This is a genomic window from Vibrio sp., from assembly GCF_047973365.1.
Lineage (GTDB): Bacteria > Pseudomonadota > Gammaproteobacteria > Enterobacterales > Vibrionaceae > Vibrio.
The window spans coordinates 1-26702 of record NZ_JBKEBW010000064.1 but is presented as its reverse complement, the minus strand read 5'-3'; the positions used below and the strand labels follow the sequence as shown (position 1 = coordinate 26702).

26 protein-coding genes are annotated in these 26702 nt (G+C 41.8%); 13 read left to right on the top strand and 13 right to left on the bottom strand.

Annotated features, from left to right (window positions below; translation table 11 throughout):
* Positions 1 to 420: 420 nt before the first annotated feature.
* From malG to malE, 3 genes are all read right to left on the bottom strand, one after another.
* Positions 421 to 1311, bottom strand: coding sequence for a maltose ABC transporter permease MalG (malG, locus tag ACK5MF_RS09065; protein WP_416921454.1), 891 nt, complete (start codon positions 1309 to 1311; stop codon positions 421 to 423).
* Between the two features lie 11 nt (positions 1312 to 1322).
* Positions 1323 to 2897, bottom strand: coding sequence for a maltose ABC transporter permease MalF (malF, locus tag ACK5MF_RS09060; protein WP_416921452.1), 1575 nt, complete (start codon positions 2895 to 2897; stop codon positions 1323 to 1325).
* Between the two features lie 252 nt (positions 2898 to 3149).
* Positions 3150 to 4331: a maltose/maltodextrin ABC transporter substrate-binding protein MalE gene (gene malE / locus ACK5MF_RS09055; RefSeq protein WP_416921450.1), complete on the bottom strand. Its 1182-nt coding sequence runs from the start codon at positions 4329 to 4331 to the stop codon at positions 3150 to 3152.
* A 902-nt stretch (positions 4332 to 5233) separates the two neighbouring features.
* On the opposite strand from malE, the gene malK reads away from it, so the two are divergent.
* The gene (gene malK / locus ACK5MF_RS09050; protein ID WP_416921448.1) at positions 5234 to 6358 is read left to right on the top strand and encodes a maltose/maltodextrin ABC transporter ATP-binding protein MalK; all 1125 of its coding nucleotides are present in this window, start codon (positions 5234 to 5236) and stop codon (positions 6356 to 6358) included.
* A 123-nt stretch (positions 6359 to 6481) separates the two neighbouring features.
* Here malK and ACK5MF_RS09045 read toward each other — a convergent pair whose 3' ends face one another.
* Entirely contained in the window at positions 6482 to 7156 is a 675-nt protein-coding gene (locus ACK5MF_RS09045) for a LuxR C-terminal-related transcriptional regulator (protein WP_416921446.1), read from the bottom strand.
* Positions 7157 to 7600: 444 nt separating this feature from the next.
* On the opposite strand from ACK5MF_RS09045, the gene ACK5MF_RS09040 reads away from it, so the two are divergent.
* Both ACK5MF_RS09040 and ACK5MF_RS09035 read left to right on the top strand, forming a co-directional pair.
* Complete coding sequence (locus ACK5MF_RS09040) at positions 7601 to 8398, top strand: hypothetical protein (RefSeq protein ID WP_416921444.1); 798 nt, start codon at positions 7601 to 7603, stop codon at positions 8396 to 8398.
* A 282-nt stretch (positions 8399 to 8680) separates the two neighbouring features.
* On the top strand, positions 8681 to 9388 hold the full coding sequence (locus ACK5MF_RS09035; protein ID WP_416921442.1) for a ParA family protein: 708 nt from the start codon (positions 8681 to 8683) through the stop codon (positions 9386 to 9388).
* A 42-nt stretch (positions 9389 to 9430) separates the two neighbouring features.
* On the opposite strand, the gene ppiC is transcribed toward ACK5MF_RS09035, so the two are convergent.
* Complete coding sequence (gene ppiC / locus ACK5MF_RS09030) at positions 9431 to 9709, bottom strand: peptidylprolyl isomerase PpiC (RefSeq protein ID WP_416921440.1); 279 nt, start codon at positions 9707 to 9709, stop codon at positions 9431 to 9433.
* A 172-nt stretch (positions 9710 to 9881) separates the two neighbouring features.
* Between ppiC and ACK5MF_RS09025 the strand changes: the two genes are divergently transcribed.
* Positions 9882 to 10793, top strand: a complete 912-nt coding sequence (locus ACK5MF_RS09025) for a chemotaxis protein (protein ID WP_416921438.1) — start codon at positions 9882 to 9884, stop codon at positions 10791 to 10793.
* A 191-nt stretch (positions 10794 to 10984) separates the two neighbouring features.
* Entirely contained in the window at positions 10985 to 12001 is a 1017-nt protein-coding gene (locus tag ACK5MF_RS09020; RefSeq protein ID WP_416921436.1) for a GGDEF domain-containing protein, read from the top strand.
* 106 nt (positions 12002 to 12107) lie between these two features.
* Here the strand turns inward: ACK5MF_RS09020 and ACK5MF_RS09015 are convergent, their stop codons facing one another.
* On the bottom strand, positions 12108 to 12686 hold the full coding sequence (locus ACK5MF_RS09015; RefSeq protein WP_416921434.1) for a hypothetical protein: 579 nt from the start codon (positions 12684 to 12686) through the stop codon (positions 12108 to 12110).
* A gap of 249 nt (positions 12687 to 12935) precedes the next feature.
* Here ACK5MF_RS09015 and ACK5MF_RS09010 point away from each other — a divergent pair, with 249 nt between their 5' ends.
* From ACK5MF_RS09010 to ACK5MF_RS09000, 3 genes are all read left to right on the top strand, one after another.
* Positions 12936 to 14471, top strand: a complete 1536-nt coding sequence (locus tag ACK5MF_RS09010; RefSeq protein ID WP_416921432.1) for a DUF3612 domain-containing protein — start codon at positions 12936 to 12938, stop codon at positions 14469 to 14471.
* Positions 14472 to 14952: 481 nt separating this feature from the next.
* Positions 14953 to 16062, top strand: a complete 1110-nt coding sequence (locus ACK5MF_RS09005; RefSeq protein ID WP_416921430.1) for a DUF3541 domain-containing protein — start codon at positions 14953 to 14955, stop codon at positions 16060 to 16062.
* 317 nt (positions 16063 to 16379) lie between these two features.
* Positions 16380 to 17555 carry a GGDEF domain-containing protein gene (locus ACK5MF_RS09000; RefSeq protein ID WP_416921428.1) on the top strand — a complete coding sequence of 392 codons (1176 nt, stop codon included), beginning with the start codon at positions 16380 to 16382 and terminating at the stop codon, positions 17553 to 17555.
* Here the strand turns inward: ACK5MF_RS09000 and ACK5MF_RS08995 are convergent.
* Positions 17536 to 17829 carry a hypothetical protein gene (locus ACK5MF_RS08995; RefSeq protein ID WP_416921426.1) on the bottom strand — a complete coding sequence of 98 codons (294 nt, stop codon included), beginning with the start codon at positions 17827 to 17829 and terminating at the stop codon, positions 17536 to 17538. The two genes, ACK5MF_RS09000 and ACK5MF_RS08995, sit on opposite strands and share 20 nt — an antisense overlap.
* A 378-nt stretch (positions 17830 to 18207) precedes the next feature.
* On the opposite strand from ACK5MF_RS08995, the gene ACK5MF_RS08990 reads away from it, so the two are divergent.
* The gene (locus ACK5MF_RS08990) at positions 18208 to 19056 is read left to right on the top strand and encodes a pirin family protein (RefSeq protein WP_416921424.1); all 849 of its coding nucleotides are present in this window, start codon (positions 18208 to 18210) and stop codon (positions 19054 to 19056) included.
* 125 nt (positions 19057 to 19181) lie between these two features.
* Here the strand turns inward: ACK5MF_RS08990 and ACK5MF_RS08985 are convergent, their stop codons facing one another.
* A complete protein-coding gene (locus ACK5MF_RS08985; protein ID WP_416921423.1) occupies positions 19182 to 19463 on the bottom strand; it encodes a pyrimidine/purine nucleoside phosphorylase in 282 nt (93 codons plus the stop codon).
* Positions 19464 to 19763: 300 nt separating this feature from the next.
* Between ACK5MF_RS08985 and ACK5MF_RS08980 the strand changes: the two genes are divergently transcribed.
* A complete protein-coding gene (locus ACK5MF_RS08980; RefSeq protein ID WP_416921421.1) occupies positions 19764 to 20198 on the top strand; it encodes a DUF2850 domain-containing protein in 435 nt (144 codons plus the stop codon).
* Here ACK5MF_RS08980 and ACK5MF_RS08975 read toward each other — a convergent pair.
* Together ACK5MF_RS08975 and ACK5MF_RS08970 are read right to left on the bottom strand one after the other, a co-directional pair.
* Positions 20195 to 21562 (bottom strand): TrkH family potassium uptake protein, encoded by a 1368-nt coding sequence (locus tag ACK5MF_RS08975; protein WP_416921419.1) that lies wholly within the window; start codon positions 21560 to 21562, stop codon positions 20195 to 20197. The genes ACK5MF_RS08980 and ACK5MF_RS08975 overlap by 4 nt on opposite strands.
* The gene (locus tag ACK5MF_RS08970) at positions 21559 to 22221 is read right to left on the bottom strand and encodes a potassium channel family protein (RefSeq protein WP_416921417.1); all 663 of its coding nucleotides are present in this window, start codon (positions 22219 to 22221) and stop codon (positions 21559 to 21561) included. Before ACK5MF_RS08970 ends, ACK5MF_RS08975 begins: the two co-directional genes overlap by 4 nt.
* 286 nt (positions 22222 to 22507) lie before the next feature.
* Here ACK5MF_RS08970 and ACK5MF_RS08965 point away from each other — a divergent pair, with 286 nt between their 5' ends.
* The 3 genes from ACK5MF_RS08965 to ACK5MF_RS08955 are packed head-to-tail and all read left to right on the top strand — an operon-like array spanning position 22508 to position 24697.
* A complete protein-coding gene (locus tag ACK5MF_RS08965) occupies positions 22508 to 23593 on the top strand; it encodes a mechanosensitive ion channel family protein (protein WP_416921415.1) in 1086 nt (361 codons plus the stop codon).
* A 40-nt stretch (positions 23594 to 23633) separates the two neighbouring features.
* Positions 23634 to 24383 (top strand): AzlC family ABC transporter permease, encoded by a 750-nt coding sequence (locus ACK5MF_RS08960; protein ID WP_416921413.1) that lies wholly within the window; start codon positions 23634 to 23636, stop codon positions 24381 to 24383.
* On the top strand, positions 24380 to 24697 hold the full coding sequence (locus tag ACK5MF_RS08955; RefSeq protein ID WP_416921411.1) for an AzlD domain-containing protein: 318 nt from the start codon (positions 24380 to 24382) through the stop codon (positions 24695 to 24697). The genes ACK5MF_RS08960 and ACK5MF_RS08955 overlap by 4 nt, the downstream gene beginning before the upstream one ends.
* Before the next feature lie 87 nt (positions 24698 to 24784).
* Here ACK5MF_RS08955 and ACK5MF_RS08950 read toward each other — a convergent pair whose 3' ends face one another.
* The 3 genes from ACK5MF_RS08950 to ACK5MF_RS08940 form a co-directional block, all read right to left on the bottom strand.
* The gene (locus tag ACK5MF_RS08950; RefSeq protein ID WP_416921409.1) at positions 24785 to 25399 is read right to left on the bottom strand and encodes a fumarylacetoacetate hydrolase family protein; all 615 of its coding nucleotides are present in this window, start codon (positions 25397 to 25399) and stop codon (positions 24785 to 24787) included.
* A gap of 131 nt (positions 25400 to 25530) precedes the next feature.
* Positions 25531 to 25998 (bottom strand): MarR family winged helix-turn-helix transcriptional regulator, encoded by a 468-nt coding sequence (locus tag ACK5MF_RS08945; RefSeq protein ID WP_416921407.1) that lies wholly within the window; start codon positions 25996 to 25998, stop codon positions 25531 to 25533.
* A gap of 485 nt (positions 25999 to 26483) precedes the next feature.
* Positions 26484 to 26702: transposase (locus ACK5MF_RS08940; protein ID WP_416921405.1), on the bottom strand; the 219-nt coding region annotated here is incomplete at its 5' end.

Below are 26702 nucleotides of genomic sequence, written 5' to 3'. Positions count from 1 at the left end.
CCCTCAATCACAGTATTGGTCTGACTAAGTATTGGGCTTTGCGCTATTTTGGACGCTTACCCACCAGTACCGCCGAAACAGATTACGGTTAGTTGTGTACATCTAACTTCCTATGGCTTCCTTCAGACCCCACCGTTAGCCCGTGACGCCCTTGCCATTCGGATTGTCTTCCCCTTAGTCAGGGTGACTCCACTTTCTTTCAAGTGGACGGGTTTGCCAGCTTTGCTGGGCAAACAAAAAAACCTGAGCAGTGCCCAGGTCTTGGTTACAAAAACCGTTAGTCATTTACAGTAAGGAATTGAGCTAACAGCCAGCTATGCGTAACGCCAGAAGGTATGTACCATTCTTAACTGATCAGCGGCCAAACCAAATTGTTAAGTAGATACAAAATGGGCGACCTTACAGCCGCCCTTATCGTTGTTATCCTTTCACACCGCCGGCCGTTAGTCCTCCGACTAGCCAACGCTGCGCAAGCAAGAATACGATAGTAATTGGTAACGCAGATAATACTGCTGCTGCTGCAAAATCGCCCCATAAATAGTTTTGAGGGTACAAATACTGCTGCATACCAACCGCAAGTGTGTATGAGTTTACATCAGAAAGTAACAGAGATGCCACTGGAACCTCACCCACAACACCAATAAATGAGAGAATAAACACAACTGCCAAAATCGGTACTGAAAGCGGTAGCAGTACTAAACGGAATGCTTGCCACGGTGTTGCACCATCTAATGCGGCCGCTTCTTCCAACGAACGGTCAATCGTTTCAAAGTAACCTTTGATGGTCCATACATGCAGAGCAATACCGCCTAAGTAAGAGAAAATCAAACCACCATGCGTGTTCAAACCTAGGAATGGAATGTATTGTCCCAACTTGTCGAACAAGGCATACAACGCAACCAATGCCAATACCGCAGGGAACATCTGGAAGATCATCATCGCTTTTAAGATGGTACTTTTACCTTTGAACTTCATGCGGGCAAACGCGTAAGCAGAAGTCGTTGATAGCGCAACAATCAGTACCGAACTAATAGCCGCCACTTTTACTGAGTTCCATAACCACGTCAATACAGGGAATGGCGGTGGAGTCACTGAACCATCCGCATTTTCAACCGCAATCCCTAATGCCAGCTTCCAGTGCTCAAATGACGGTGATTCTGGGATTAAGCTGCCTGTTGCAAAGTTACCTTCACGGAAAGAAATCGCGACAATCATTAACAGTGGAAATATGATTAACGCTAAGAATGTCCACATTGCAATGTGCGTCGCCAACACTCTATATTTTAAGGATTTACCTTGAACCATTGCCATTGTGCGACTCCTTAATCTTGTTCAAGTTTAGTGAAACGAAGGTTGAGTAGTGCTAATCCACCCACGAGTAGGAATATCAGAGTTGCAATTGCACTCGCCAAACCAAAGTCTTGACCACCAGCACCTTCAAATGCAATACGATAGGTATAACTTACCAAGAGGTCGGTATAACCGGCAGGCTCCGACGTACCAATCATGTTCGGACCACCCTGCGTCAATAGTTGGATCATGACAAAGTTATTGAAGTTAAAAGCGAAACTGGCGATAAGAAGCGGTGTCATTGGCTTGATCATTAAAGGCAATGTAATGCGAGTAAAGTTGCTGACAAAATTTGAACCGTCAATTGCCGATGCTTCATAGAGGTCTTCCGGAATGGCTTTCAAAAGCCCCATACACAGAATCATCATGTAAGGGAAGCCTAGCCATGTGTTGACAATCAACACCATGGTTTTTGCAAGTAGTGGGTCGGAGAACCAAGTTGGGCTAATACCGAAGATGGCATTAAGCACCATATTGATTTCACCAAAGCTCTGGTTGAACAGACCTTTAAAGATCAGAATCGAAATAAAGGCTGGGACGGCGTAAGGTAAAATGAGCAGCACGCGATAAATAGCTCTGCCTTTTAGCGCTTCCCACTGAACAACACTCGCAAGCACCAGACCAATCATTAGTGTGAACACAACGGTCAGCAACGAGAAAATCACTGTCCAGATAAAGATGCTGATAAACGGCTCTTTAATACCATCATCTTTCCACACGCGTTCAAAATTGTGGGTACCAATAGAGACAATAAAACCTGGCGATACGGTTGAACCAACAAATTGACCATTTCCATCGACTGGCTGATAGAAGCCCACATCCATATTTGGGCGTAAGATCTCACCCGTTTCTTGATTAGTTAATGTCTCTCCATCTTCATGCAATTGATAGAGCGGCACGACCGCAGCAAACTTTCTCAACCCACTCATACGAATGTCACTGCCATTCGGGAAATGAAGGTCAAATTCGCTAAGTACAGAACGATTGCTGATAATAGTTTTAATCGGTGCTTTTTCACCCTCAACAGCTTGTTCCGAAGGTGTAAGGTTCAGCTCACGACTTGTGTCACTCAGTGAAAACGCTTGCGTTACATATTGAGTATCACCATCTTGAATCGTGATCTGAAAACCTGAATCGGTTTCATACAAGTCAAAATTGTAACTTTGACCACTTTGGAACGTTCTATCCATTAATACCGATTGAGCGCGTTCTAAAGAGAGTTGGTTCTTAGCGCTATAGTTAGTGAAAGCCAAGTTAACGGTATACGCCAAAGGGAAGAGGATAAACAAAATCATCCCAGCGATACCCGGATAAATATAGCGATGAGCGTATGTTTTCTTACTTCCAAAAATATAAAGTGCTAATGCGGTAAGAAAGAGAGTAAGCAACGCGAAAGCAGACTCGCCGCGTGAATACATAAGAATGGATGCGTAGCCGTTAACAATACCAATAGCACCGAGAGCGGCCCACTTAAGTAATGCGCGCTGATGGGTCGTTAATCGTGCTGACGGTGATGACATCGCTTCTGAACCTTGAACTGACTGCATAGTACAACCTGCTAGCGAAATAAACTGAGAAAGTAAGGAGGAGTTACCCCCTAATACCAATCAGTTAAGAGAATCCTCGTTCCCATGCTCTGCGTGGGAATGCATATTTGACTAACAGAAAGTCAGATTAACTGCCTATTTTGGCTTTGGTATGCATTCCCACGGGGGACCGTGGGAACGAGAACTCTGTCTTTTTGAGCTTAACTGACAGACATTAGGAGTTACCCCCTCCCTAAAAGTACCACTGAAAAATTACTTAACCATTTGCTTTTCTGCATCAGCAAGTGCTGAATCAACAGTTTGACGACCATCAACAATGTTGATGATTGCGTTTTTCGCTGCGCTCCAGAATGCATTCATCTGTGGGATATTTGGCATAATTTCACCGTTCATTGCGTTGTCCATAGTTGCTGCAATGCGTGGATCATTACCCAACTCTTTTTGGAATGAGTTCAGAGCAACGGCGCCAAGTGGTTTGTCGTCATTCATCTTACGTAGACCGTCGTTGGTAAGTAGGTAGTTCTCGATGAACTCTACCGCTAGGTCTTTGTTAGGAGACGCTGTACTAATACCCGCAGTTAGGACACCAACAAACGGCTTAGAAGAGTGACCATTGAACTTAGGTAGAGTGGCTACGCCGTAGTTGATACCTGACTTATCGATGTTGCCCCATGACCAAGGACCATTGATTGTCATTGCCGTATTGCCTTTGTTGAATTCAGCTTCAGATACTGAGTAGTCCATGTCAGAAGAGATCACACCACTATCAACAAGACCTTTAACAAAGCTCATCGCATCTTTAACGCCTTGGTTTGCAATACCAGCATCTTTAACATCATAGCCTTGAGCTGTGTATTTGAATGCGTAACCGCCATCAGCAGCCATTAGTGGCCAAGTAAAGTACGGTTCTTTCAGGTTCCACATGATAGCGGATTTGCCTTGTTTTTTAAGTTGAGCGTTCAGTTCAGCCACTTCTTCCCAAGTTTTTGGTGGGTTTGGAACAAGGTCTTTGTTGTAGATCAGAGATAAAGATTCAACCGCAATTGGGTAGCCGATAAGCTTGCCGTTGTAGTTCACTGCATCCCATGCGAAATCAATGATGCCATCTTTCACTTGTTTCGACGGTTTGACTTCCACTAGCAAGCCGGCTTCTGCATAACCACCAAAACGGTCGTGTGCCCAAAATACGATATCAGGACCGTCGCCAGTTGATGCTGTTTGCGGGAATTTGTCTTGAAGCGCATCTGGGTGCGCAACAGTCACCTTAATACCCGTATCTTGTTCGAATTTTTTACCAACTTCAGCCAGTCCATTGTAGCCTTTGTCACCGTTAATCCAGATAGTTAGCTGACCTTCTTCGATGGCAGCATGAGCTCCAAAAGAACCAAGGGCAACTAATGTACTTAGTGCTACAGTACTTAGGGCATTTTTCATGTTCATATCCTTTTATTATTTATGTTGTAGGGCTAACCCAAGAGGTTTTGCCTTATTTCGTCATATATCATCAGAAAAAACAGGCAATCACTCATCATCCTGTGCACTACGCCCTAGCCGTTATGGGTTATTTTCGTGATCTCCATCGCCACACGTCATCGATACAGATCACAAAAATAGCTTTTGTTGTGAGCGACCTCAACTTCAAACAGATCAATTCTTTGAGCTTGATCTACCTACGCCGGATCCCCCCTCCTTCTGCTCATCCTCTTCTACTCCCCCTACAAAAAAAAGCATTGGGAGGATGTTATCTACTCAGACTTCTTAGAGACTAAACACATCCAAAGCGGATGGTAAGAGTTTTTATTAGCACCAAAATATAGGCCCTAGTTTACATTGCCGATTAAGACACTTTCGCAGTTGTGTTAGCGACACAAGTTCGTGTCGGGGGGGAACACAGGCTTGCTTAAAAGTGCTTAAATTTTTGGCTATGGAGGGTGATGTATACCCAAACTACTTGAAGTTGCAGGTAGGCGGCAAGTGAGTGAATCCCCAATCACATAGTAAACTATGTGATTGGGGAACGAACGCAGACCCCATATTTCAAAACATGAAGCGCTGCAGCTTCAAATAGGAAGGGGATATGATTTCGAGCAGCATATACCCAATTATTATTAAAATACATCACCCTTTCTTTTCTTACCGATTAAGGTTAAAAACAAGTTTAGGTGAAACCGCTAAAATGCAGCTTAAATGATTCATCTCAAAGTCGAGAAATCATAAACTTAAATATATTCCTACTATTATTGCTCACCAGTTATTTCTAAGAGCATCGTTTCGTAGAAAAACGACATACAATGATGAGTAATAGTAATTAAAAGTGTTGATCGAGGACGAGCTAGATGTCGAATGTCACGTTAAAAAATGTTTGTAAAGCTTATGGCGATGTAGTGATTTCTAAGAATGTTGATTTAGACATTAAAGAAGGCGAATTCGTGGTATTCGTAGGTCCATCTGGCTGCGGGAAATCGACCTTACTACGCTGTATCGCAGGCTTAGAAGACATCACCTCTGGTGACTTATACATTGGCGACCAACGCATGAATGATGTTGAGCCATCGAAGCGCGGGGTTGGTATGGTATTCCAGTCTTACGCTTTGTACCCGCACTTAAACCTCTATGACAACATGTCGTTTGGTCTAAAGCTGGCGAAAGCGAATAAAGAAGAAATTCACAAACGAGTTGACCACGCAGCCGATATTTTGCAACTCACCCATTTGCTAGATCGCCAACCAAAAGCGTTGTCAGGCGGACAACGTCAGCGTGTCGCTATTGGTCGTACACTGGTCTCTCAGCCCAATGTATTCTTACTTGATGAGCCATTATCTAACCTTGATGCAGCCCTTCGTGTGCAGATGCGCTCTGAAATCACCAAATTGCAACGCAAACTCGGTTGCACAATGATTTATGTCACCCATGACCAGGTTGAAGCAATGACCATGGCGGACAAAATTGTCGTTCTTGATGCTGGTTACGTTTCTCAGGTTGGCCAACCGTTGGAACTGTATCACTACCCGCAGAATCGTTTTGTCGCTGGTTTTATCGGCTCGCCGAAAATGAATTTTATGAGTGTATTCATTGAAGATGTGGAAAAAGAGCGGGTAATGGTACGACTATCCAATGGCACGACCTTCTGGATTCCTGTAGACGGAACAACCGTTAGCCGCGGAGAGCGAATGTCACTCGGCGTTCGTCCTGAGCACTTACTCACCGCAAGTGAAGGGGATGCTGAAATTGAAGGCAAAGTAATGATGGTGGAAAAACTGGGTAACGAAACCCAAGTTTATATGAATCTTAAAGGCTCTGATTCTGATGTTATTTACCGTCAGCCAGATACGCTCGATGTTGAGATCGGCGATACACTGACCATCGGTATACCAGCGCACCGTTGTCACCTATTCCACAGCGATGGTCGAGCTTGCCGTCGTTTGTTTAGAGAGAAAGGTGTTGAGTTGCCGCAAACGTAATACCAGTCTGGAAAACTTTCTGATCAGTGAATGGGCTGTATTTTCGAACAATAAGGCAGCTTAGCTGCCTTATATAACATTAACTTTTAAATGAAAGATATTCCCGCTCGTTAAACTTATTTATTATTGGCTGACTTCTTCAATACCTATATTATTTTTCGCCCAAATTAATGCTTGTAGACGATTTTTAGCATTTATTTTTTTAAACACATTATGTAGGTGAGTTTTAACAGTATTTTCACTAACATATAACTGATCTGCAATTTCAATATTAGATGCTCCATTGCCAAGCAGTTTAATAATTTGTTGTTCTCGCTTAGTTAATTTTGAAAACATCTGAGACGTTACCACTGAGTTGCCGGCACGATAATGCAAAATATAATCTTGAGCCAAACGACGTGTAAGCCACATTTCTCCTGTTAAAATCTTACTCATTCCTTTAACTAACACTTCAATATCATCGTCTGCATAGAATACACCAGCTAAACTCTGCCACTTAAACAAATCTTTGGCTTCAATTTCACTAGGACAATTTAGTACGACCTCACGGGCAGCGGCGCAACAAAGATGTTTGAATGAAGCATAATCAGATAAAGCATGCTCATCTAGGCGGGCATAGTCGATCAATATAAGCTGAGTTTCGTGACACGCAGGGTTGTTCTCCTGCATCCACATATCACAAAACGGCGAGATCTCTATTTTTATTGGAAGCTTAGATTCCAGTGCATCTTTCAATAAACGCGATTGCATACAAACATCAGAAAGTAATCGTACGTTTAGTTTTTTTCCTTCTGTCATTATAAATAACTCCTAACCATAAACCTGACTTATGTAAAACTAACGTTGATAAAAAATAAGTCAATGGTACAAATTCATCCTAATTTAATAATATAAAAAACTTAATAATTAGTTTAACAAATTCATACGGTTAATAAATTGTCTTATTTTTAAGAATGCATCTGAGTTATTTATGGACAACTGTACGGTTAATTAAAAACGAGTAAATTCCTAAACTAGCTGACACTTATGAAAAATTAAATTCCAAATGTTATTAATCTTTCCTATTAGGAAAGATTCATTTTCCCCATCAATCTTATCTAATAAACCATTAATTAAGTTATTATATATGACACAGCGTTCCAATAAATTAAATGCAATAGTTGGGTCATAAGTGACATAAATTTTCGCACTAATGACCACAACAACTATTATTATAAAACCATCTCATAGAGTATTTGAACAATGACCAAGACACTACCTCTCTCTATCCTTAGCTTACTTGTTACTACAACATCATTTGGCGCTTTGGCAGAAGATCAACAAACAGAAGTTCAAGACATGTCTGACCCGCTCGCGGTATTTACTCAGGGCGGCTTTGGTGTCACAGATAAAGGCTTAAACTTAAAAATGGGTCAAACCTATGACTCCGGTAAAGAAAATGTTGCCGCGATGAACGTCTTCGAACTTAAAGGCATTGGCGGTGACCTGATGGGGATTCGCGATAACGATAAACCACTATATGGTAACGTTGACGATAGTATCGACTCTTTCCGTTTACGTAACTTCCAAGCCAATATCAAAAACGGGCAAGGTCGCCAGCTTGATTTAACCTATGATGTTGACAAAGATGAATTAAATGCCTCTTACAGTATTCTTCAAGCACTTCCTAAGATTGGAGGCTTTTTAAACCTTTACCCACTTGCTGGTGCGGGCGTTACTGTGGCAAACGATTACAATAACGATGGTGCTGATAATGGTTATGAAATCCCAGGGACATTCACCGTTGTAGGTATGTACGCGAAAATCGCTCTTACCGACAAAATCTGGATTAACTATAACCCAATGTATATGCACACTTTGTCTGGTTCAGACCAATATAAAGATGGCTATTTCGCTGGTGACAATAATATCTTGAATCACGAATTTGCTATCTCCTATCAGATAACACCTCGTTCAAACGTGCGTTATTTTGCTAACTGGAATGAGAAAGTAGACTTCGCTGATGGCGACCATCGCATTGAGTACAACTACCAATTCTAGTTCTCATCGTACCATCCTGAAAGCGCTCATTTTGAGCGCTTTTAATCGCCAGCCTTTCATCTTCAACGACCTCTATACCCAAACTACTTGGAGTTGCAGGTAGGCGGTAAGTGAGTGAATCCCCATGAGCATAGATAAACTATGTGATTGGGGTGAGCGAACGTAGCCAACACCGCTGCAACTTCAAATAGGAAGGGTATATCGCATTCTGTGACAATTTTCTGAAAAGCCGCTCTGAATATCTAAAGTAAAGCACTGTACAAACAGAAAAAAGCCTCCATAATGCGTTCATTCGAAGCAGGCAAAGGCTTAAAATACAACATGTTAATGCAAAATAAACGAACCATAAGCCTGCATTATAGTGCAGCTAAAAAACTGCTCGTTATGAACCAAAAAGGTGGTGTGGGTAAATCGACATTTGTTGCTGGACTTATCAGTCAATTAATCCAACAGGGTTATAAAGTAGAATTAATCGATTTTGATAAACAAAAATCCAGCCATGACTGGGCTAGCACTGTGATCCCTGAACATTCGCATGCGTATAATCCGTCACTGAGAAGCTTTTCCGACATTGCAAAAACACTTCGAGTTCAAAGAGATACCGACTTTGTCATCCTCGACTCTCCATCGAATTTTACTAATGAAGACATGGCGAGGTATACCTATTTTGTCAATGCTATCATTCTGCCAATGTCACCCTCACCTGTTGATTTACATGCGAGCTTACCGTTTATCAAGACGATTATTGATTCAGGCATTTTAAGCATGAGAAAAATAGCACTTTCTTTCGTGATAAACCGGTGTACCTACAATGATCAACGAGTTGAAAAAGTCTTTCGCCTTCTGCAACATTTTCGCCATTACCCAACACATGGGTTAATGTCTGAAAATATCTGTTACCAGGAAGCGTTCTACTACAAGCAAATTGTGCCAAAGGAAATTGATCAAGAACTGTGGGACAACGTTTTAAACTGGTTAAAACGCATTTAAAAAGGCAATCATTCATAACGGCAACAAAATGATCGCATTTCACTAAGTACGATATAGCACCTTAACAACATGCCAACCGAACTTTGTTTTTACTAGTTGAGGGGTGAGTACTTCACCTTGAAAACAAGCTTTATCAAATTGCGGCACCATTTGTCCTTGGCGAAATTCGCCTAGGTCTCCGCCTTTCTTACCTGACGGGCATAACGAGTGTTTTTTCGCTAACACCTGAAATTTAGCGCCTTTTTTGAGCTGCTGAATGATATCTTCCGCTTGCTCTTTATGCTTAACCAAAATGTGAAGGGCTGCTGCAGTCTTTGCCATTTCATTCTCTGCTCATTTTTAAAGCGCGCAGTCTACCTTATGCGAAGGGGTTATGCATCCCACTTTTTGCAAACTAAAATAGAAAATTCGAGCCTAAATCAATACCAACCGTTGATGATATGCCAATATGCGTTAGTATAGTTCCCAGCAAAATTATTGAAGCAGTAACACTATGGCAAAGACAATAAGCAAGGCAAACCAGTCGCAAGGAATGTTAATGTTCACTTTGAACCTGCAAAAGCAGTTGTTCGCTATTGGGACATTGAAAGTGCGTGAGATTGTACCTTATATGCCTATGACTCAAATCCCTTATTCACACCATCATGTGATAGGAACAGTCACAATTCGTAATTTAACTGTTCCTGTCATTGATATGGCTGCGGCCATCGGTTTTCGACCAATTGCGCCTAGCGAATACCAAAAGAGCTACTTAATCGTTACTGACTGTCTACGCACCGTGGTTGCTTTTATGGTACGTAGCATTGAAAAAATCATCGACTGTAACTGGCGTGCAATTGAACCTTCACCAGCTAGCGCTGGTAAGAATGTATTTGTTACTGGTATTACCCGCTACGAAGATAAAATTGTGCAGCTTCTTGATGTGGAATTACTGCTTTCAAAAATTTACCCACAGTATGAATCGACCAAAGTACCCATGCTGACAGACGTAGAGCGCGAGCGTCTTAAAGCTCTGAATATTTTGCTAGTCGATGACTCGTCAATTGCTCGTAAACAACTATCAGACGCATTAGACCGCATTAACATCTCTTACTATGTCTGCAAAAACGGGCTCGAAGCGGCTGAGTTTATGAAAAAGATGGCAAACGAAGAAAACGCTATCGACCTTCTGGTGAGCGATATAGAAATGCCTGGGCTTGATGGTTATGAACTTGCCTTTGAAGTGCAAAACAATAAAGCACTCAGTCATGCCTACATTATTTTGCATACCTCGCTATCCAGTGAGATTTGTGTAGACAGGGCTCATCAGGTTGGTGCTCACGAAGCTCTTGAGAAATTTAACGCAACCGAGCTTGTCGAAGCAATGTTACGAGGTGCTAAGCAGCTAGAAGCACAGATGGCTTAGTATAGAAAATGCAGTTGATCATCTGCATTTTTATCATTCTGAGAAATAATTCACATCAAGACAATAATCAAGACAAATACTTTTAAAGTATTCTATGCGGAAATTTGTAAATAGGCGTTTTTTTTGGAGCACAAAGAACCGATTTCCGCTACTCTTAGCCTATTATTTTCGAAGCATTCATTAATGCAAAAATGAGCGAAGACAAGTTTAAAAAAGCCACGTCTAATCTAAGAAAAACTGTACCACTGCTGATGAAACATCGTATTGCTGCAACACCATCAAACTACGCATTATGGTACACATACGTTGATAATTCGATTCCGGAATTAAACCAAGAACTCGACTACATCTTAGACAGTTTGGGATTTTGTCCCACAGCTACCGGTGATCAGCTTTATAAAGACTATATCGCTTCGAATGCGGAAACCAATATCGACGAATTTAGGCAAAACGTTGAGCTACTTGTACATCAAATTGAAAGTTCAATGGATGATACGCTGTCCGACACCAATACCTTTTCAAAAGCAATAGATAAGAGCTTTGCTAACATAGAAAAAGTACAAAACGATAACCTCTCCATTGATGAGGTAATGGGTGTTATTCGTCAACTGGTTAGCGAATCTAAAGATATTCGCCATTCCACTCAGTTTCTCAATCAACAGTTAAACAGTGCAAGCCAAGAGATTTGTCAATTGAAGACTCAACTGGCACAAGTACACAAAGCGGCGTTGTTTGATAGCCTTTCAGGCTTATATAACCGAAGAGCTTTTGACGAAGATTTGGCGTCATTGATGCAATCAAAACAAGCCCTTAGTCTGATTTTTTTAGACATTGACCATTTCAAAGTATTCAATGATGAGTACGGTCATTTGTTTGGTGATACCGTCATTCGCGCAATTGCAAAGCGTCTGCAAACTAGCTGTCAGGCAGGTATTACTGCCTATCGCTATGGTGGTGAAGAATTTGCGTTGTTAGTTCCTCATAAGTCGCTGCGAGTTGCTCGTCAATTTGCAGAGATGCTGAGAACTTCAATAGAAAGACTTAACGTAAAAGATCGTCGCACAAGCGAGCAAGTCGGCAGTATCACCGCATCATTTGGTGTCGCGGAAAAAATGGCCAAAGACACGCCAGAAGCACTGGTCGAACGTGCAGATAAAAAGCTGTATGAAGCGAAGAAAATGGGACGAAACCGAGTTATGCCTTTCTAGCAGTCAGCAATTCAACACTAAAAAACCTCCCTAAATCAAACGGGAGGTGCTAGCAGAGCTTAAGATAGGTTAGATGAAATCCATTGAGTCAGTTGGATCAGGCAAGTTAAAAGCTAAAGCTATAACTCAGCAGGTACTCATCACCACACTTAGATACGTACTCTTTATCCTCACTGGATGCATGAGGCTTACCATGCATATCTCCTTTCACCAAACTAATCCAATGGCGCATCGCAACAGTTGGAATAGAAGCCTCATCTGTTTGCATAAACGTAGTACAGGTTTCCAATTGGATATCTTCAATTTCTACTGACTCCACACACCCGGTGCCACGATGACATCCTAGCGAGACTTCCACATGACTACCGCTGCCATCACGCAACAAAATTGAGCATGGCTGCTCTTTGTTGCCAATATAAGCAACAAAGTGTTTAGGAGATGTTAAGCCGCTATGTCGACCATCGTGAAAATAAGCTAACAGGTGGTGGTAATCGATCATGTAGCTTGTCACATCCTGATGCGATCCACTTTCCAAAGGAAACAAATGATCGAGCAATTGTTTCGCTTTCACCTGTTTTTCTCGTGAATGATGAGCATTGACAGTTTCGACGGCGAACACGGCTTCGGCGATAAAGGTTTTTTGTTGTTTCTGTATCTCGGTTTTATCAAATGTCAGCATATTCATCGTCTCTTCCTTATCGTATTAAGCTTATTGTATTAAGCCCCTCCTCTTTAGCTTCGCTAATACTTACAGCGTTCGCTAATTGACTGGGTTACTTTTTGAAAATTGTCTCTGTGATTAAACTTGCTCCAGTTCATGGTTCTCAAACTTGCGTTTAATTTTTATTCAAGTTTGTGACTGGGTTACTTTGTAGACTAGCGCAATTTTGCATACAATTTCACAGCAAAAATTTTACAATGTGTATTTTACAAAATGACCGTATCAAAAAGCTTAGTTAGGCAATCTCACTTTTTAGGTACCAAAGTAAGAAATTTGAGAAAACGCAACCATTTAACAATGGAAGACCTTTCCGCACGTTGTATCCGTATCAATTCGGAATATGCCCCGTCGGTCTCTTACCTTTCAATGATCGAAAGGGGTAAGCGAGTTCCTAGCGTAGAAATGTTGAAGGTTATCGCGCAAGTATTCCAAAAAGAGCCGGCATGGTTTCTCGACGCCGAACCTGAGCAAGCGGATATCACGCCAGAAAAAGGCAATCGCGGTGGTATCAGTGGCATGGCTTTGGAACCTAGCTTTCTGTTTTCTAATGATATTCTGCAAATAGCAATTCCGGAGATGTTGTCTCAAACAGGGGTGACAGGCAGACAATTCGCCCATTTGCTGATTCGCGCCCATCAAGAAAGCTTACAAAACCACTTTCCTGATCTGGAAAGAGCAGCTGAAGAGATAGGTCAAAAGCGGCTTAACCTAGCGATTGAAGATTTACTTGATATCGCCAAAAGCCTTGGGCTCAATATTCGTTGGGTGAAAAGAACACCTTATGATGTTGTTGATGAACTAGGCATAAACACTAAACAACTTATCACTTCCTTTTTTGAGCCGCCAGATACTATTTATCTCAATGAAATTCTACGCCAGTACCCAACCCGGCTCAAATACGATTTAGCGGTATATATTGGTCACAACGTACTGCACAGTAGAGACGGATTAAAAAATGTCCTCTCTGTTGGGCATTCCAATAGTTGGCAAGATCAATCGGATTCTCAATCAGGCTCTGAGCTGAACTCGCAAGATATTCTTCAGGCTTGGCGTGATTTTGAATCCAGCTTCTTTGCCGGTGCACTACTTTGTCCAAAAGTCCCATTTCGTCAGCTTCTCGATAGAAATGGCTACGAAATAGATGTGCATAAGAAAGCAGGCGTATCACCATCTGTCGCGATGCGCCGCATGACCGTCGTATCACCCTACCCTCATTGGCACTATTTTGATGCCTATGGTCCGGGAAAACTTAAGGCTGTATATAGAGGAAATGGAATTCCTCTGCCTTGGGGAAACATGCGTAAGGTGCACGATCCGTGTCAACACTGGGCGGTATTCAGACGCCTTGCTGAACCACAACAAGGAAGTTCTGCACAGATCTCTATACTCAACGTAGCGGATGAACCAAGGATTTACTGCTGCGAATCGATTAATGTATTAGATGCGGCGGGAAATACCCGTGTGCTCTGCGCTGGCGTCGATTTAAACCCAGCCATTGCGGCTCAAGGTGGTGATGCCAATGCCATTGCTGAAGAACTAAAATCGTCTTGTGTTCGTCATGGTGGCAGTACTGTCATTCCGACACACATAAAAAAAGATTTAACAACCATCGCTCGTATCCTCAATATTAATTGGATTGAACGAGGAATTGAGAGCGATGCTCGATTGATCTGCTCCAGAGGTGCTGTGTGTCCGAGAAAACCAAGTTGTTACGTCAAGTGTGAGGATACCAACTTAGAGTTTTTATAAACGGCAATGGCGGAGAAATGATGAAAAAAAGCCAATCACAATATTCGTGATTGGCTATAGATATGTGTGAACAAAATGAATTCACTAACAACGTCAGTTGGCTAGGTGATCCTTGGCTTAAAAGGATCACTTTTAATAATGCAGGTAACGTGCCAATTTTTTATGAGCATAAAACAGTCATTTTGTACATAAAACACGCCGTTTCATTACAACCAATATCATAACGAAATTGCAAAATGCAAATATTATCATTTTGCAACACTGAAACTATCGCAAATTATCGTACGAATTGGATGATTAACTAACAGTGGGCTTGACAACTTAGTCATCTCTCCTACGACCAGCAAATACAAAGATGGCTGAATAAACCTCACTTTCGCCATAGTATCTAGGAATTTACACACAACTAACTCATTGCTCACACAAATAATTCAGTTAACATGGATACTGCTGACATTCATTTTTCAGTGTCATTGTCATCATGTTATTACGCAAGAAATACATCGCGCTAAGCATTGGAGCTTCATTACTTTTACTCTCCACGCTATCTAATCGCACTGAGTCCACTCAGTTGAACACTCAGCAACAAGAAAAAAGTTACCAATACTATGCCGACATCATTCGCGACACCTACGAAAGCCAACTCTACACACTACCAGCCTTTCAAGAAGGTCATTATGCGCTGCGAATGTACCGTCAGACATCAGATGACAAGTATCAGTCAGCCATTTGGAGTGATCTGGCAAGAGTCGCTAGCCGGCTAAATCTCTATGCAGAAGAAATACATACTCCTGAACAAATTTATTTACACAGCCAAAAACGGCTTATTGGCTATGAAGACGATAGCGATGAACGCTCAAAATTGCGTTACTCGGTAACGAAGCACAATCCTGAGTATCTATATCTGGGCATAGGTTTGCTAGGCTCTATGGCTCGCGCAGATGAATACGGCTTAAAACACAAGCATGACGCGAAACTGCGTGAGATTCTACGTCGCTATGACTTTACTGAATACGCGACCGACCCAGATATGATCAAGGCTTGGGCTGCACAGCTTGCCAATCAAGTGTATTGGCTCAAGCAACTGGGTGAACAAGATGTTGTCGAATCTTTTATCGACGCTTTCCGTGAAACTTACCCAGACGTGCAAGATGAGCATCTCACCAATCAGCAATATGGCAATAAAATTTACGGAATGACGCATATTATTTTTGCAGATTCTCAATATTATCAGCACTCTGTAAATGAAACTGAACATCAATGGATTTTTGACTATTTTCGCCGCAATATCGATACCATTTTGCTAAAAGCCAAAGAAGATATCATCGCTGAAGTGGGTATATCGTTCCTGTTAGCCGGGCTTAACAATGATCCTGTTGTGGAAAAAACCAGGCAGCACATCAAAAACACGATCAATCGTGACCATGGCATGATTGCTTCAACTTCCGGTGATTTCGATTTAAGTTCCGGTGAACATCGCAACGTTTTGGCGATCATGTTGTTGGATTGGCAACAAGTGAACTCTATCCCGACCATCGAAAAACAACCAAAAATATTCGCTAGCCTTCCATATGGTTTAGTAGCGAAATAAGCCTCTATTTATCTGATTTTCGACGTAGAATAACGATACTCAAACAACTTGAAGTTGCAGGTAGGCGGCAAGTGAGCGAACGCAGTCCCCATACCAAAAAATAAAGCGTTGCAGCTTCAAGTAGGAAGAGTATATCGACTCTTTGCTGCATATCCTGACTATTTCGCCGCTTTTAATAAACTTTAGCATGATCTAAAACGCTTAAGTTTAGTTAGAAAGGTGAAACCCATCACAAGATTTTTTGTTCTTTCGATTTTGCTTCCACTTTTTTCTCCTAAACTTTAAACGAGTAGTTTACATCGAGGACGATTCGAATAATGAATAAATTGATGGGACATCAGTTGAAGGAGATGGCGGAGCTAAGTTCAGTCAGAAAACGTAAAGTAATATTATTGAGTTCTTTGGTATCCGTTGTGGCGTTCGCCATCTATGGCTATTACCATTTAGCCAACAATAACCTTATTTTTGGTGTCTTATGCGTTGCTAGCTTTATCATCACATCAGCTAATCTGGTTTACTTGCTCGTAGCTAAGAGCCCTAAATATAACGATGTGATCCTGACCCTAGTCATGCTATCACAAGGTTATATGGTTTTCGTCTACGGTACTGAACTGGAAAATCGTCTATTGTGGGTGTATCCGATACTCGCAGCCATTATTTTTATCAACTCTTTTATTACGGGATTGGTTATCAGCTGTACTTATTGTCTATTGGTAGGCATTGCAATATTTGGTCATCACATCTCCGTCAGCAGTGACATCCTTGCCGCAGAACGTTTCTTTATTAGCCTCATTGGTGTGTGTGCAGTATGTAACACTTCATCCTACTTTTATTCCAAAGCAATAAATTACATCAACTCGCTTTACGTGGAAGGTATTGAGAAACTCGCTTATCGAGACCATCTAACCGGTTTAGCAAATCGCTGGAGTTTTGAAAACTGGGCAGCCGCCAAACTAGATGAAATAGCGCAACAACGAGACAGCAAAATTACCACGCTTGTTTTTCTTGATATTGATAACTTCAAACACATTAATGACAGTTACGGGCATGAAATGGGAGACAAAATTCTGCAGAATTTTGCCCATCGGATCAAAAATAATTTACGCACCAGAGATAGAAAGACCAACAAAGCGGACTACTCAATTGCCAGATTCGCCGGCGATGAGTTCGTTTTGCTGCTTTATGATGTGAACTCATTGCAAGATTTAGACAATATCCTGCATAGAATTTGTCATCTGTTCAATAGCAAATACAAAGATAAGCAGCTACTGAGTAACGTCACGATAAGCGTTGGCGCTGCTTTATACCCACAAGATGCGGACAATCTGGCAGAATTAACCCGCTGCGCAGATAAAGCGATGTATGCCGCTAAACATAATGGAAAAAACCAGTTTTGTTATTATCAAAATGTCACCGATCATCAGCCTCACATATCGAACCATTCAAATAGCAAAGTGACATCCATTTATCGTGCTACTGAACAAAATACATAACAGCCAACGCCAGTATTGCAATGAACACCATAAACATAGCGTATTGACGTGAGCTTCTTTTCGTTCCTTTGGGTTTCACTCGCCTTCTGTTGCTAGCAAGCCGCATTCTACGCGCAACTTCAATGATAGAAGGAGCGTCACTGTCTTCGATTGCTTCACGCTTCTTCTGCGCTTTATTTGCTGCCCGCGTATACCGATGCAACTGGTCGGCAGTAAGATCCTCACTAGGGTCATAGTGAGGATTGTTGTCGTTATGTTTGGGAAGAACTGCCATAGCAATCTCCTCGTTCATATCACGTTCTGTATAAGTATATACTCAAACTACTTGAAGTTGCAGGTAGGCGACAAGTGAGTGAATCCCCATGAACATAGATAAACTATGTGATTGGGGTGAACGAACGCAGTCAACACCGCTGCAGCTTCAAGTAGGAAGAGTATAGACCAACAACCCTGTCACTTTGCATAATGCAGCACATAAGCTATCGGTAACTAGAAATAGGCAATGATTAGAAATAGCCAGTCATTCGAAATAATTGAATGACTTCCTCGACTGTTACCTCTCATCCTTTTCCCTTTCGCCTACTACAATTCGAATACAGTCAAATAAGGTCAGCCGACCTTAACTACGATCTAAAAATACGGTATCAAAATTATGAGTACACATCGTGAAATCCGCCAAATTATCCCAGCACAACCGACTTCAGACGGCGATGGCGTAAAAATTCAGCGTGTTGCAGGTTTTAATAATGCGGCATTCTCTCCATTCTTAATGGTAGATGAACTCAAATCAGATAAACGTGCAGACTACGTCGGCGGCTTTCCTCCGCATCCACATCGCGGCATTGAAACACTAACCTATATGCTAAAAGGTCATTTTGAACACAAAGATCACATGGGTAATGTAGGCTCTCTTCGCTCTGGAGGCGCTCAATGGATGGCGGCTGGACAAGGTGTCATTCATAGTGAAATGCCCATCATGCAAGATGGTGATCTGCATGGTTTCCAAATTTGGATAAACCAACCTGCACGCGACAAGATGAAACCAGCGCAATATCATGATTTTCAGCCGGAAACCATCACTGAGTTCAGAGATGAAACTATTGGTTTACTGAGAATATTGGCTGGCGATATCACTGCAAACGATACAGCTTTGCAAGGTCCATTAACAAAAACAGGTGTAGCAGCCACTATTGCAGACTGGCAAGCTGTAGCAGGAAGTGAGGTGGTACTACAAACACCGAAACGACACAACGTTATGTTGTACGCATATAAGGGGAGCATCAAAGTTGATGAGCGAGTGCTGATGCAAGGTGAATTTGCATTACTCTCCGGCGGAGATTTGATTTCTATGCTGGCACACGATACTAGCGGTGTTCTGGTATTTAGCGGCGAACCAATCAATGAACCCGTTGTACACTATGGTCCATTTGTTATGAACTCAATTCAAGAAATCGAACAAGCGATTAAAGATTACAACTCAGGTTTGTTCGAAAGGTACTAATAAGTTGAATTTGAAAGACTATTTTGGTCTTTCCTGTACAAAAAGAGAATAATCCACTGCCCATTCCTTTTTGTTTTGCCACACTAGTGACGCATAATTGCAGTCGCTAGTGTGGTCTTTTACCGTTATAGGTATTCGCACAAGTAAGCAGTTGATGCGGCAACTTTGACTTCAAATGAAGAGTTACCTGCCACTTCAAAAGCATCACCACTCTCAAACGTCATCCAGTCTTTGTCTCCCACTCGCTTGATTGTCAGCGCCCCTTTTACTACTGTCATACACTCTGGATTACCCGTGCTGAAGGTATAGTTGCCTGGGATCATCACACCGACAGTGACATCGCCATCAGCATGGGTAAAACCTAAAGACTTCACTGAGCCTTCAAAATAACTGTTTTCCTTAATCATCGTTCTTCCTTGTAAAATTCAATGGGTTATTAGCTATTTGGTTTATTACCTACTGGTTTATTACCTACTGGTTTATTACCTTTGGCTTATTACCCTATTAACTACTAGTTCATGCTACCGCGTATTGTTTTAACGCATTACATTCTTTGATTCAAGAGCGTTTAGAAAGCAAAAGTTTCTCTTAGGCTTTAAAACTTCATCTATTTGATGATATCTTTAACCAATTGTAAGAAAAAACCCACACAGTTATTCAACAGTCGGAGTTATTAGGGCGGTCGGTTCGGTTACCCTAAAAATGATATGTCAAAAGAAGCAATATTTAAGTCCGTATTTGCAACAACACTGAGTATCGCAGCATTACTATGTGGCGCACTTATTTACTTTGGTTATCAAGACTATACAAACCCGTCACAAGTTTACGGATCTTGGATCGAAATCAATGCGCCAGAATATCGTACTGAAGTTCTCACTTTAAATGATCAAGGGGTATTTCGAAATCATCGTCTAATCAGTACGAGCTTTGAGTACGATGGCAAGAACATTAAGATAGACACCGGGCAAGGTCGTTCTATTTACGCTTTAGCCGGCACCAATAATTCCCCTCAATTGAAAAGAATCCAACCGGCGTCTCCAATTCAACGCTTTATTAAACAAGGTTTTGAAGACACCATAGATTTGCAAAGTAGCTCAGAAACACGTAGAAGCGAAATATCTCATCATTTCGAACCAAACTAACCCGTTAACACGCTATCTTCTGGATATTTCAATAAGGTTGGCTGTGGGCTCGCTAGCATATAAGCCAGTGTTAGCGGTCCTATACGACCAATGATCATCACAACCACCATGATGTACTTACCCGGCTCAGAAAGCTCGGCAGTCAACCCGGTAGACAGCCCAACTGTGGCAAATGCTGAAATCGTTTCAAATAAGATATGATCGAAACTAGCATTTTTTTCAGTAATCATCAGAAGAAACATTGCAATCGTTAGTAATGCGCCACTGACGACGATGATCGCAAGCGCTTTTGTCACCGTAGGCCAGTTAACACTGCGGCGAAACATCACGACATGTTTTTTCTGACGTAAGAACGACCACGTAGCAACAAAAGCGACAGCAAAAGTGGACACTTTTATCCCGCCTCCTGTTGATGTAGAGCCGGCACCAATTAACATCAAAATAATCATCACTAGCAAAGCAGGACGAGTATATTGCGCCAGATCGACACTATTGAAACCCGCAGTTCGAGCGGAAGCTGATTGAAAAAACGCCGCCAGCCATTGCGATTCTATATCCAGATGTTGCATCGTGTTGGGATTGTGTCTTTCCAATAGCCAGAACAGTAACGTACCCACCAGCAAAAGCGTCGGCGTGGCAGTAAGCATAATTTTGCTATGTAGGCTCAAACGTTGAATACCTCTGCGCCAGTTACTCCATACGTCACCAACAACAGTAAAACCTAAACCACCGAAAATAAACAAACAAGACAGTGTAATAATTACCAGAGGGTCGCCCACATAACCCATCATGCTATCTGAAAACAGAGAGAATCCCGCGTTATTAAATGCCGAAATGGCATGGAAAAGTGCATAAAACAGCCCTGTTGACCACCCCAATTCCGGTACCCATCGAAACGACAGAAGAACGATGCCAATGCATTCAGCCACCAGAGCAAACGTAATGATTTTCTTCACCAGTTTGCGCAAATTGATCGCTCGATCTTGCCCTAATGCATCTTTAGCAAGAGCTTGCTGATACAGACTCAAACGAACCCCAAATAAATAAAGAAGAACCGCTGAAAGTGTCATCTGCCCTAGCCCGCCAATTTGCATTAGCATCATCAACAGTATTTTTCCCGCTAATGTAAAATGTTGCCCAGTATCCACCACACCGAGGCCCGTGACACTGATCGCTGACGTCGCAGTGAATAAAGCATCTGAAAAGCTCAAGCCAGAAACAGAAAATACCGGTAGAGTCAGCAAAATTGCCGAAGGAATTAGCACCCAAAGGAAGCTATAGAGAATAATCTTGGGTTCGGAGCTTTTCTTTTCGAGATGCTCTTTTTCTAATGGATAGAAAACCCCACTTCGAAATGGGTTCATAGAGACTTCAACTTAGCCATTAATACATCTTTCACGCCGGCAACGATTAGCATATCCCCTATCTCCATTACTTTATCTAGCTCAGGAGTTTTAATGATTTCAGGACCTCGCTTAAATCCCAATATTTGAATATCTTCATTCTGGCATAAACTCAATTGACCTAATGTTTTTCCCATCAACCGCGAGCCGATCACCACTTCGGTCATGGCCAGATTGCTGCCTAACTCTTGAAACTCAAGCACTCGTTTATCTAACATCTTGCGGGCAACACGAACTCCCATGTCTCGTTCAGGCATAATGATGTGGTCTGCGCCAATTTTCTGCAGGATTTTCGAATGGAATTTATCGCTCGCTTTCACCCATACGGACTTTACTCCCGACTCCTTCATTACCAAAGTGGTAAGAATCGAAGCATTGACGTCTTCGCCAATCGATACCATCACCATGTCGTAATCACTAAGCTTGAGTTCTGCAACCGTATCTTCAAGAGTACAATTGGCAACGATGGCTTGGGTAACGAATTGCGTCGCTGCTTTCACTTTGTCTTCATTCACATCCACTGCGAGCACTTGCGCACCAGCTTCCGCCAACTCCTGGCACACAGATAAACCAAAGCGACCTAAGCCGACAACGGCAAACTGCTTATCACGAATCTTCATTTTATTGCCTTTATGACATCATATGTTTTTTCGAAACCAATGGTTTTTCAGAACAATCTTTTTTAGAACAACATGTTTTAGAACATGTTAGAACAATAGCTATTCAGCTTTTCTGATACTAACCATAGTAATTAAAAGACTTACCAAACTGGTTGAATACATCCATTCCTCTTTCTAAATAGCATATAATGCCTTTAAAAATTCGCAACTTAACTCACATAATCTAGAGAATAAAACGAGTTTCTGTTAATTTACCTAACAAAAATGGCTTCAAGTTCGGATGGATATGAACGAATTATTAACAGAATTTCAAACTTCACAGTACCTCAAGGGCTGGGATAACAGCGTACTTTTCATTACTTTGGCGAGCTTAGTCGCCTGGGTGATTTGGCGCTTCGTTTTTAGCCGTTTATCCAATATCAGTGAGAAAACCAAATTTCACTGGGATGACTTGGTTTTACATGCACTAAAAACCCCAATCAGTACTTTAATTTGGTGTTGGCCTGCAACCATCTCTCTCGGATTACTATTGGATGATAACATTCAAAGCAAATTCAGTTGGTTAGCAACAAGTAAAAAGCTCATGTTGGCGGCTATCTTTATTTGGGTTCTGATTCGCTTAGCCCTCAACGTTGAACACTATCTGCTTCAGGATAAAAGACGCGACGAGACAACCGTTCAAGCCGTTGGCAAAGTGTCACGTTTGATCATCATGACCATCGGTTTACTTTCTGTCATGCAAACATTGGGAGTGAGTCTAAAAGGTTTGTTAACTTTTGGTGGTGTTGGTGGTTTAATCGTTGGTCTTGCCGCTAAAGACTTACTTTCTAACTTTTTTGGCGGGTTAATGATTTATTTCGATCGCCCGTTTAAAGTAGGGGAATGGATTCGTTCACCCGATCGAGAAATAGAAGGAGCGGTTGAGCGAATTGGTTGGCGTATGACCATCATTCGTACATTCGACAAAAGACCTATTTATGTTCCTAACTCAGTGTTCAGCAACATTATTGTAGAAAATCCTTCTCGGATGAAGAACCGCCGTATCTATGAAACGATTGGCTTGCGTTATCAGGATGCCGATAAAATGGCAACCATAGTCACTCAAGTAAGAGAGATGCTTGAAAACCATCAAGAGATTGATGCCCAGCAAACGCTGATAGTGAACTTCAACGCTTTTGGTGCCTCTTCGCTGGATTTCTTTATTTATACCTTTACAGAAACCATCAACTGGGTTCATTTTCATGAAGTGAAGCAAGACGTCATGTTGAAAGTGATAGATATCATTCGTCAAAATGGTGCAGATCTCGCTTTCCCAACGCGCGCGCTTATGATTGAAGCAAAAGAAGCGCCTTTCTTAGACGACGCGCTTTAGCTTGAACCACAATGACAAGCTACAGAATTAAGGATGATTTATGAGTAGTATGGCCTTCTCCGACCGTGCCGTAATATCGAAGCCATTGCTTTTTTGGCAAGGCACCATCGCAATGCTGCCTTTGAGTGTAGCAGTTCTTCCATGGGGGCTGCTGGCAGGTTCTTTTGCCATTGAAGCAGGACTTAATCCGTTTGAGAGCCAAGCATTGTCAGCGATTTTATTTGCAGGCTCGGCACAGTTAGTCGCAACGGGAATGATCAAAGCTGGAGCGGGTTTAATGACCATGTTGATCACCACATTCTTCATTACTTCACGGCATTTTCTTTATAGCGTTTCAATGCGCAGCAAGATTAGTCCGCTGCCAACCCATTGGCGTTTAATATTGGGATTTCTTCTCACTGATGAGCTCTTCGCGCTATGCGGTCAGCAGAGTGACAAGCAGTTTAACCGCTGGTATGCATTAGGCGCTGGTTTTAGTTTTTACCTTATTTGGAACTTAGCTACCTTAGTAGGGATTGTTGCCGGAAGTTATATACCATCGCTCAACTCTATCGGGTTAGATTTCGCAGTCGCTGCGACATTTATCGCCATTGTGATACCTAATATAAAAAGCGTCCCTATTCTGGTCTCAGTCATCACTGCACTGATGCTGTCAGTCGCCCTAACGATTTTCAGCATCAATGGCAGCTTAATGTACGCCAGCATAGGAGCCATGTTAGCGGGCTACTTTACTGAATTGACACTAGCTAGAAAGGCAAAGAGAAATACACAAGTTGGAGGTAAAGTATGATTATTCTCTCCATATTAGCGATGACGTGTTTGGTATTTCTTAGCCGCTACCTTTTTCTTGAACCAAGGCTTCCGCTACGTTTAAGCCCAGGAGTGCAGAAGTTACTTAACTATTCCAGTCCAGCTGTACTCACCGCGATTTGGGCACCGATTGTTTTTACTCATGACAGTGAGTTGAACACTTCTTCGCAAAACCCATACCTTTGGGCTGCAATATTGGCAGGCATAATTGCTTGGAAAACAAAGAATGTTTTACTGACCACGGTTGTAAGCATGGCTGCTTTTTTAGTGCTTAATTTAGTCGTGTGGGGCTAAGAGTTAGATTTACACACAATTAATCAATGGGAACATCCCTTCTTACATTGCTCAACATAGGCAAGTAAGAAGGGAATCAAACAAAGGCTATTCAGCAGCCCATTCAATCTCGATAAGCGTTTTGTCACCGCTTTTTAGGCGGCCTAAGAACACATCGCCACGATGCACTTCTCCGACACCTTGAGGCGTGCCAGTCATAACAATATCACCATCAAAAAGCGTAGTGTAAGATTTCAACTCATTAAGAATCACATCTGGTTTGAACATCATTTGTTCGACACCACCAGCTTGAACTCTGACACAGTTAATCAGTAGCTCCAGATGAAGAGAGGCAACATCAATACCGTTTAGAGAAATAAAACGGCTGAACACAGCCGAGCCGTCAAACGCCTTTGCACGTTCCCAAGGTAAACCTTGTTTTTTTAACACGGCTTGCAGCTCACGCTTAGTGAGATCTAAACCCAAGCCGACTGCGCAATACTGACCATCTTTAATTAAAAAACAGATTTCCGTTTCATAATGCAGCGTTTCTTGATGATAGGAATTCAGCGTGGTCGTTACGCTACTGTTTGGTTTGTTAAACACGACCATCTGATCCGGAATGGCGTTATTTAACTCTTTAATATGCTCAACATAATTACGCCCCACACACACTACTTTCGATGGGTAAATAGGTTGTTCATCTAATCGAACTGAATTCATTTTTCTTCCTTGAACATTGAATGAGCGAAAATTTTATCTTATCCGTTTAATACAACAACTAAATTGATGAATGTGTTACTTAAACTAAGATCTTTGGCTCGCTTTTCTTGATTAAGACAACTTAGTTCGACTTAAGACAACCGAGCAATTACCTTTTCGCAAAGTGTTTTTAACGAAACAAGCTCGTCCAATTCGAGATCAAGCTTGCATAGCATGGCATTCGGAATAGACATCGCTTTCTGCCTAAGCGCAAAACCTTCTTCGGTGAGGAAAAGTTCACGTACACGCTCATCTGACTGCCCACGCTTTCGGATAACAATACCCTTGGTCTCCAGTCGTTTTAAAAGCGGTGTCAGTGTTCCTGAATCAAGATGCAATCTTTCACCAAGTATCTTTACGTTAATTCCGTTGGTTTGCCATAGCACCATCATAACCAGATATTGGGCATAGGTAAGATCGAGGGCATCCAGCAATGGACGATATGCCCGAACAACGGCATTAGCCGCACTATACAAAGGGAAGCAGAGTTGATTATCAAGCAACAACAACTCTTCTTTGGTCTGTGAATCAATATTGTTACCAGTTACACAGTGACTCATATTTCTCTCTCGCAAGATAAGTTGCGCACAATATACTTGCATTCTAGCTAAAAATCGATTTTATGTTGCCAACAATTAGTTAGCACGCAATATAAATTAAGATCAAGAATATGGCGACTATCTATACAACTAAAGCGACAGCACTTGCAGGACGTAACGGTAAAGTGCCTACAGCTTTTTTGCACCAGATCACAGCGCACTGCTCCATGAAGATGCACGTAACTTAATTGTGCAAAAATGCAAAATAACCGCAACCTATTGTAATTAAACAAAAACAATTATTGGCACGCAAAATGCTTTATATAAAATACAAATGCAGGCAGCGTTTGTGCTTCTTTTCAGTGATAAGGCAGAAATCACTGGTCACTTCATGTTCTTTGACCTCCTTATAGGAGGTCTTTTTTTATCCGAGATTTACCTCTAAGATTCGCAATCTCTCGTTCCCATGCCTCCGTGAAGTGACCCCATAAAGTTGGACATTTCTGTTAAGCGGCTTGCAAGGCCTGATTTCGATATTCTATCGGAGTCAGGCCTTTAAATTTCACCTTAATCCGTTTTGTATTGTAATACTCTATATATTCTTCGATATTTGCAATCAGTTCATCAGCATCAGTGAAGCTTTGACCGTGATACATCTCTGTTTTGAGTAAAGCGAAGAAGTTTTCAGCCACTGCATTATCTAAACAGTTTCCTTTTCTCGACAT